This window comes from Psychrobacter sp. (genome assembly GCF_035469765.1).
Classification (GTDB): domain Bacteria; phylum Pseudomonadota; class Gammaproteobacteria; order Pseudomonadales; family Moraxellaceae; genus Psychrobacter.
Genome location: NZ_DATIRM010000211.1, coordinates 1 through 6,547 on the forward strand (window position 1 = coordinate 1; position 6,547 = coordinate 6,547).

The 6,547-nt window shown below is 42.8% G+C and carries 6 protein-coding genes; 5 read left to right on the forward strand and 1 reads right to left on the reverse strand.

Annotation, left to right across the window (positions count from 1 at the left end):
* From dprA to VLN09_RS05990, 4 genes are all read left to right on the forward strand, one after another.
* Positions 1–1,155: DNA-processing protein DprA (gene dprA / locus VLN09_RS05975; protein ID WP_325244623.1), on the forward strand; the 1,155-nt coding region annotated here is incomplete at its 5' end.
* An 81-nt stretch (positions 1,156–1,236) separates the two neighbouring features.
* On the forward strand, positions 1,237–1,881 hold the full coding sequence (locus VLN09_RS05980; protein WP_325244625.1) for an L-threonylcarbamoyladenylate synthase: 645 nt from the start codon (positions 1,237–1,239) through the stop codon (positions 1,879–1,881).
* Between the two features lie 136 nt (positions 1,882–2,017).
* Positions 2,018–2,992 carry a TIGR01777 family oxidoreductase gene (locus VLN09_RS05985; protein WP_325244627.1) on the forward strand — a complete coding sequence of 325 codons (975 nt, stop codon included), beginning with the start codon at positions 2,018–2,020 and terminating at the stop codon, positions 2,990–2,992.
* 211 nt (positions 2,993–3,203) lie between these two features.
* Positions 3,204–4,274: a metallophosphoesterase gene (locus tag VLN09_RS05990; RefSeq protein WP_325244629.1), complete on the forward strand. Its 1,071-nt coding sequence runs from the start codon at positions 3,204–3,206 to the stop codon at positions 4,272–4,274.
* Positions 4,275–4,307: 33 nt separating this feature from the next.
* On the opposite strand, the gene VLN09_RS05995 is transcribed toward VLN09_RS05990, so the two are convergent.
* Positions 4,308–5,708 (reverse strand): alpha/beta hydrolase, encoded by a 1,401-nt coding sequence (locus tag VLN09_RS05995; protein WP_325244631.1) that lies wholly within the window; start codon positions 5,706–5,708, stop codon positions 4,308–4,310.
* A gap of 449 nt (positions 5,709–6,157) precedes the next feature.
* On the opposite strand from VLN09_RS05995, the gene grpE reads away from it, so the two are divergent.
* Positions 6,158–6,547: nucleotide exchange factor GrpE (gene grpE, locus VLN09_RS06000; RefSeq protein WP_325244633.1), on the forward strand; the 390-nt coding region annotated here is incomplete at its 3' end.

The following is a 6,547-nucleotide window of genomic DNA, read 5'->3' on the forward strand; positions in this document are numbered from 1 at the left end:
CTAAATGCGTCATTATCGTCTTATCATAAACTTATCCATACCTATGGCAGTGCGCAGCTTGCATTACAAGCTGGCGTAGAATCGTGGCGTCAGTTAGGGCTGCATCATACCCATTTGACACGGCATGAGCAGCCAGAGCAAACGCGCGCTAGTATTGATAAGATTCAACAAGCATTAATTGATAATAAGTACGGTCTATTATTTGCTGAACAGCCAAAATTTCCTACTCAATTATTAGAGATATACGATCCTCCGCCGCTACTATTTTATCGGGGTAATAGTGAGCTGCTGCATCGTGCCCAAATTGCTATCGTTGGCAGTCGTAAACCGACGACACACGCGCAAAAAATCACCTTTGATATGGCGCAATATCTTGCCCATGCAGGCTACATCATTACCAGTGGTCTTGCCATTGGCGTAGATAAGCGAGCCCATCTTGGTGCGCTGGCGCAGACTGATGTAGCACTTCAAGGTCGCACAGTCGGCGTTATGGGCACGGGTATCGACGTCAATTATCCTAATCATCATGATCAGCTATTTAGCCAAATCATTGATAAAGGTGGTTGTATCATCAGTGAGCTATTGCCGCATACGTTGCCACATAAGCATACTTTCCCGCGCCGCAATCGCTTGGTTGCGGGGTTGAGTCTTGCCACTATCGTTACTGAGGCGACCATCAAAAGTGGTTCGCTAATTACTGCGCGCCTCACCTCTGAGCAAGGCAAGCAAGTCTTTGCGATTCCCAGTCATATTGATAATACTAATGCTGAAGGTTGCCATCATCTAATACGGGAAGGTGCAACCTTGATTTATCATCCTCAGCAAGTAATTGATGATGTCAGTGCGCAACTGACAACCCAGTTTCAGCCTCAATCTAATGAGAGCTCAAATATACAATCCTCTCATCAGTCAGTATCTAGTCAGCCTACTATTAGCAAAAAAACGATAGAATCTCATCAAATAAAACTGGTACCTAGTATTAGCATACCGGAGCATCTAACTACCTTGTTTGAAAAGTTAGATTGGCACGGTCAAGATTTGGACGCGCTTATCCTCGCTACCAATCTTACACCTGCACAATTGATTGGGCAGTTAATGGAGCTAGAGCTGGTGGGTGCTATTACTGTTCAAGGCGGACGCTATTTACGTATGTAATCATGCTTATAGCGCTACATTTCTTATAAAATAAACCCACGATATCCCCTTTTACTCTCTTTGTTCTAAAGGCATTATTTTATGTCCTTATCTTCACCCCTTATTACCGATTCTGTTATTCAAGCGTCTCATTGGCTTCAAAAAGGGCAACTGCTCGTTTACCCAACCGAAAGCGTATGGGGCATCGGCTGTGATCCCTTTAATCAGCAAGCAGTAATGCAGCTATTGACCATCAAGCAGCGCCCAATAGAGAAGGGTATGATTGTGGTCACTGATAGCCCAAGCCGTATTACAGCGCTGCTTGATGGTCTCAGTATTGCTCAACGTCAAAATGTACTTGATAGTTGGCAAACTGATTCGATTAACGGCACTGCCAAACAAGCACATACTTGGCTACTACCTATTTCACACAATCTGCCGATTTCTATTCCATCATGGATTACCGGTGCTCACGATAGTGTTGCGGTACGTGTCATTGACCATCCGTTGGTCAAGCAACTGTGCGCGCATATGGTGTCAGCTAGCAATCCTTACGGTTTTGTTGTTTCAACAAGCTGCAATCCATCAGGTCAATCTCCTGCACTGTCACTCAGCGAAGCACAGCGTTATTTTTTAAGTGACAATGAAAACTCAAATGAGTGCGTTGGCTATCTTAAAGGTGAGACATTGGGTTATCAGTTGCCAAGCCAAATAGGTGACGCTTTAACAGGACAAATCATTCGCTGATTTGATAGTCAAAGTTTGATAGCACTATCTCTGCACCTTTTTACTAAGCTCTAACGGCTACATTTGTCACCTTGTTTCCATGGCGTGCTTTTTGTCACACTGATGAGGATATAATCAATAATAAGGATAATAAGCGATGAATATTCTAATCAGCGGTGGTTCAGGGTTTTTGGGCAGTGCATTTAGTCACAAGATACTAAGGCGCTATCAAGAGATGGGTAGAGAGCTACAAATTACTTGGTTGACCCGTGATAGTAATCAAGCACATCCTAGTGATATCACGATGATGACGTATGATGAGCTTACAATTTCAGATACATACTTCGATGTGATTTTAAATCTAGCTGGTGCAGGGATTGCGGATGCGCGCTGGAGTGACGATCGTAAAGAGCAATTGCTAGCCAGTCGAATGAAGCCGACAGAAGCACTACTGGCATTTATTGCCCGCAGTCATGTGAAGCCTAAATTGCTCATCAGTGGTTCAGCAATTGGTTGGTATGGTAATCAAGGCGATAAGCCTTTGACCGAAAGCAGCGGTTTTCAGGCAGATTTTGCCCATCAGTTATGTGATGACTGGGAGCAATTGGCGCGACAAGCGACTGACTCAGGCGTACCAGTGGCGCTTGTGCGTACGGGTGTCGTCATTCATCCTACAGGCGGTATGCTTAGCAAGCTTTTGACCCCTTTTAAAATGGGCGTTGGTGGGCAGCTGGGTAATGGTCAACAAATCATGAGCTGGATCAGCCGTGATGATTGGGTGGCGGCCGTGATATTTATCATAGAGCAGCAGCTTAATAATAGTGCTTATCAGGTTAATGAGGATGCACAGACTGCTCGCCATACAGCAAGCAATAAAGATGTGAAAATTTATAATTTGACCGCGCCAAACCCCGTGACCAATCATGCTTTTACCAAAACGTTGGGTGCTTGGTTACATCGTCCAACCTTTTTTACTTTGCCAGAGTTTTTACTTAAGCTGATGTTTGGTGAGATGTCGACCTTACTTATCGACGGGCAGAAAGTATTGCCGCAAGCCTTGCTGGATGCTGGATTTGAGTTTAAACATCAAACGCTTAAAGAAGCCTTGGAGCAACAAGTAATAAAAGCATAATCATCAAATCCGGCATTATAAATCGATAATGGATGCTATAACTGTTTCATAAAATAAGACAGCGGATTGTTTCACATGAAACAATCCGCTGTCTTATTCTATGAAAAACAGTCGCTAGATGCAGTCAGGTTGCAATAAAAAAAATCTCTGTCTTTAATAGGTAAGAATGTTGGCGTACTATACGGATGTCTTTGGCTGATTAGATTTTATTATGTGGCTTGTTATCATTGGCACGCAACTATTAGCAGTTATGAGCAGTATGATTTTTTGGTGGTTACTCAAACCAAAGCAGCGCTTTAGTCGTATAAGCTTAGTCTTTAGTATTTTTTTGATTAATAATATTTTTCTTATCTACGGGCTGAGTGAGTTTTGGCGCGCGCGCTTTTATGTCTATCTGGTCGTTAGTATTTTGCAAGGTTTTATGTTTTATGCTGGTCTAGTCACCGCTGTGATGGCCATTATTTATACGCAAGTCTCTAAACAAAAACCACATCCTATCGCCATTCGCGCGTTTGCAGTGCTTACTTATATAGGCATTATCAGCTTGGCAGTCTTTAATGCTTATTCGCCAGTTGTCCATCACTTGACGGTAAAAGTAGACAAAGTATTGCCCCAACCGATGAAAATAGCCTTGGTGTCTGATACCCATTTGGACAGATGGTTCGGTAATCAGCAGATAGATAAAATGGTTGCGCTGATAGATGGGCAACGCCCTGATGTGGTAGTCATCGCCGGTGACGTAATGAATGACTCTACGGATGTCTATGATAAAACCAATATGCATGAGCATCTATCAACATTGAAAGCGCCGCTTGGCGTTTATGCAACCTTGGGTAATCATGACTACTCTGGTAATGAAGTTGCGATTGCCAATGCTGTTGAGCGTGCTGGCATAAAGGTGATTGATAATAAAAGTGTTTGGTTAGATGACGCGGTACTATTGGTTGGGCGTTCAGATGCGACAGATCCTAGGCGACCTGCTGCGGCAGATTTGGTTGCTAATATTAAAACTGATAAACCGGTGCTGTTTTTGGAACACAGTCCCGATGCGTTAGAAGAGATAAAAGGTTTACCTGTTGATTTGCACTTATCAGGGCATACTCATGGCGGTCAAATATTCCCTTTAACTGTGTTATTAAAATGGTTTAGGCCGCTGGTCTATGGTCTTAAAGAGGTAGATGGCACCCAATTTATGGTCACTTCAGGTTATGGTATCGGAGCAGTGCCTTTTAGATTGGGAACGCGCTCTGAGGTGTGGATCATTGACCTCAGAGGTAAATAGTCCTGTATTTAAACTTATATTAAGGGGATTCTATCAAGCGCTCAGTAGCGCTCGTGTTTTTATGATTTCACGCACAAAGCTGGCAAAACCTGTGATGATATGCTGAGTCTCTTGTCCCAATCTTTGATGAACACTCATAAAATGAATAAATCCATGCGGCGCGCCAAGCACCGTATGAGTCTGCACGGCTATACCATAATTCTTTAGCTGACTGGCATAAGCAAATGCTTCATCACGTAAGACATCCAATTCTGCCGCGACGACATAACTCGGGCAAACGTGTCGATTGTCTCCAAGCATCGGCGATGTCAGGATATGCTGGCGCGGTAATAGACTGTTTTCCAAACAAGCTGCATCAAAAACGGCAACGTCAGCATGGTCAAGCAACAGACCTTCACCATACAACTCCCAGCTTGGATAATCCGTTTCGATGTCAGTTACTGGATATAGCGGCATTTGCGCCATAGGATGTGGCAAGTGCTGCAATATATCAAAGGTCTTTTGACCGCTGTCACCCAAATCAAGCCAAGCATTTTTATCTGGGGTAATGATTTGTTGAGCAATTAACGTGGATAATCCACCGCCTGCGCTATCACCTGCCAATAAGATACGTGATGGCAAGGCGCCAAACGTCTCACAATGCTCAACCAGCCACGCATAGGCAGTAATACAGTCTCTTACCGCAGTAGGGGCAGGGTGTTCGGGTGCCAAGCGATAATCGACACTGACGACCGGCCAGCCCGTCTGCTCACAGAGTGCGTGACAAAATTCATGATGGGTATTAAGGTCACCAATACAAAACCCGCCGCCATGGAAAAACAATAGCACGGTCTCATCAGGGTTGTTGTTTTGCACTTTTTTAAAGCCAAAGCCTGTGTTAGACATCTGTTTTTGATAGCAGCGAATGGTCATATCACCATCGTCGGCATTTGCAATGGTCTTATCTTCCCAGTTAATAGCGCTCTCGGCTTTTTTAGCAAAAGGCTTCATATTGCCAAATGACTTATCACCGACTTGCTGCCATACTTTTGGTGATTGCATGGCGACAGCGTCTGCTGCAAAGCGTTTACGTAGCTCGGTCATCTCTATCAGTTGCAAAGGGATTTTTAGCTTACTATTAACAGCAAGAATTAAACGCAGATGAGCATCAACGTGCATGTATTGTTTTGACGTCGGTCCATTTAAATAACCTATCAAACTCTCAAGAACAGGAGCTGGCAAATAACCAAAGCTTTTTATCGCATAATGCAAGGTGTGTAGTTGGTAGTTTGTTATTGGGTTGTAGCTGAGCACTTTCTCTTTGACGCTCAAGCGCTTTTCTTGAACACTATTTTCTTTTGTTTCGCTACTTGTCTCATCGTTCGACGCCAAATGTAGCGCCATCAATGTTTTGTTAAGTAGGGTATTGGTTGATGATACTGTTGAATTAGGCATGACATCTCTCATAACTGGTACTGTGTGCGCTGTTATATCAGCGTGCACTTTAAAGTAAGTGATAATATTTGTAGCAATAGTAAGGTAGTGATGAGTAAAACGGGGTGATGTTTGGTAATGGCTTGGGTAGTAATAGTAAAGTATTTAGACTAATTGACGGTTTTTGGTACGTTTTGTTAGCGAATATTTATACGTATTGACACAAAGGGAAAATGATGTACATATGTTTTGAAGAGTGTTCCAACTATATTTGTCGTAAATGCGAAAAATTCCTCTGCTTTAGGCTTGAAATTTGTACCCATCACCTTTATCAAGCAGCTATTAGAGCGTATTAATAAAAAAATGAGTAAGAACCGTTAAGTATCCGACAAAAGTATTAGATAGTCAGCGATTGGCTGATTTGTTATGTCTTATCTCAAGCATTATTATTCAAATTCCAAGGAGCTATCATGAGCGAGCAAAACCCGAACCACGAAAATCTTGACCAAACTGTAGTACACGACAATATTGATCACAATGAAAGTATCTTAGAAGAAACCTTGAAAGAGTTTGATCCACAGAACAACTCAGGTGAAGAAGAAGTCACTATTGAAAACGACATTAATCTCGATGTTTTTAAAGCGCGTATTGCTGAGTTAGAAGGTGAAGTGAAACAAGCCAAAGAAGGTACTGCCCGCGCCAATGCCGAAGCTTATAATGCACAAAAACGAATGGAACAAGAAGCGGATAAGAGCAAAAAATTTGCTCTACAGAAATTTGCCAAAGAGCTATTAGAGATCGTCGATAATTTAGAGCGTGCTATTGAAAATGCAGATGCCAACGACCCAGTTGCTGAAGGT

Bases quoted from the DNA above. Each gene is read 5' to 3' on its own strand.
- VLN09_RS05985 (WP_325244627.1), top strand. From the start codon at position 2,018: ATGAATATTCTAATCAGCGGTGGTTCAGGGTTTTTGGGCAGTGCATTT.
- VLN09_RS05995 (WP_325244631.1), bottom strand. From the start codon at position 5,708: ATGCCTAATTCAACAGTATCATCAACCAATACCCTACTTAACAAAACA.
- VLN09_RS05980 (WP_325244625.1), top strand. From the start codon at position 1,237: ATGTCCTTATCTTCACCCCTTATTACCGATTCTGTTATTCAAGCGTCT.
- VLN09_RS05990 (WP_325244629.1), top strand. From the start codon at position 3,204: ATGTGGCTTGTTATCATTGGCACGCAACTATTAGCAGTTATGAGCAGT.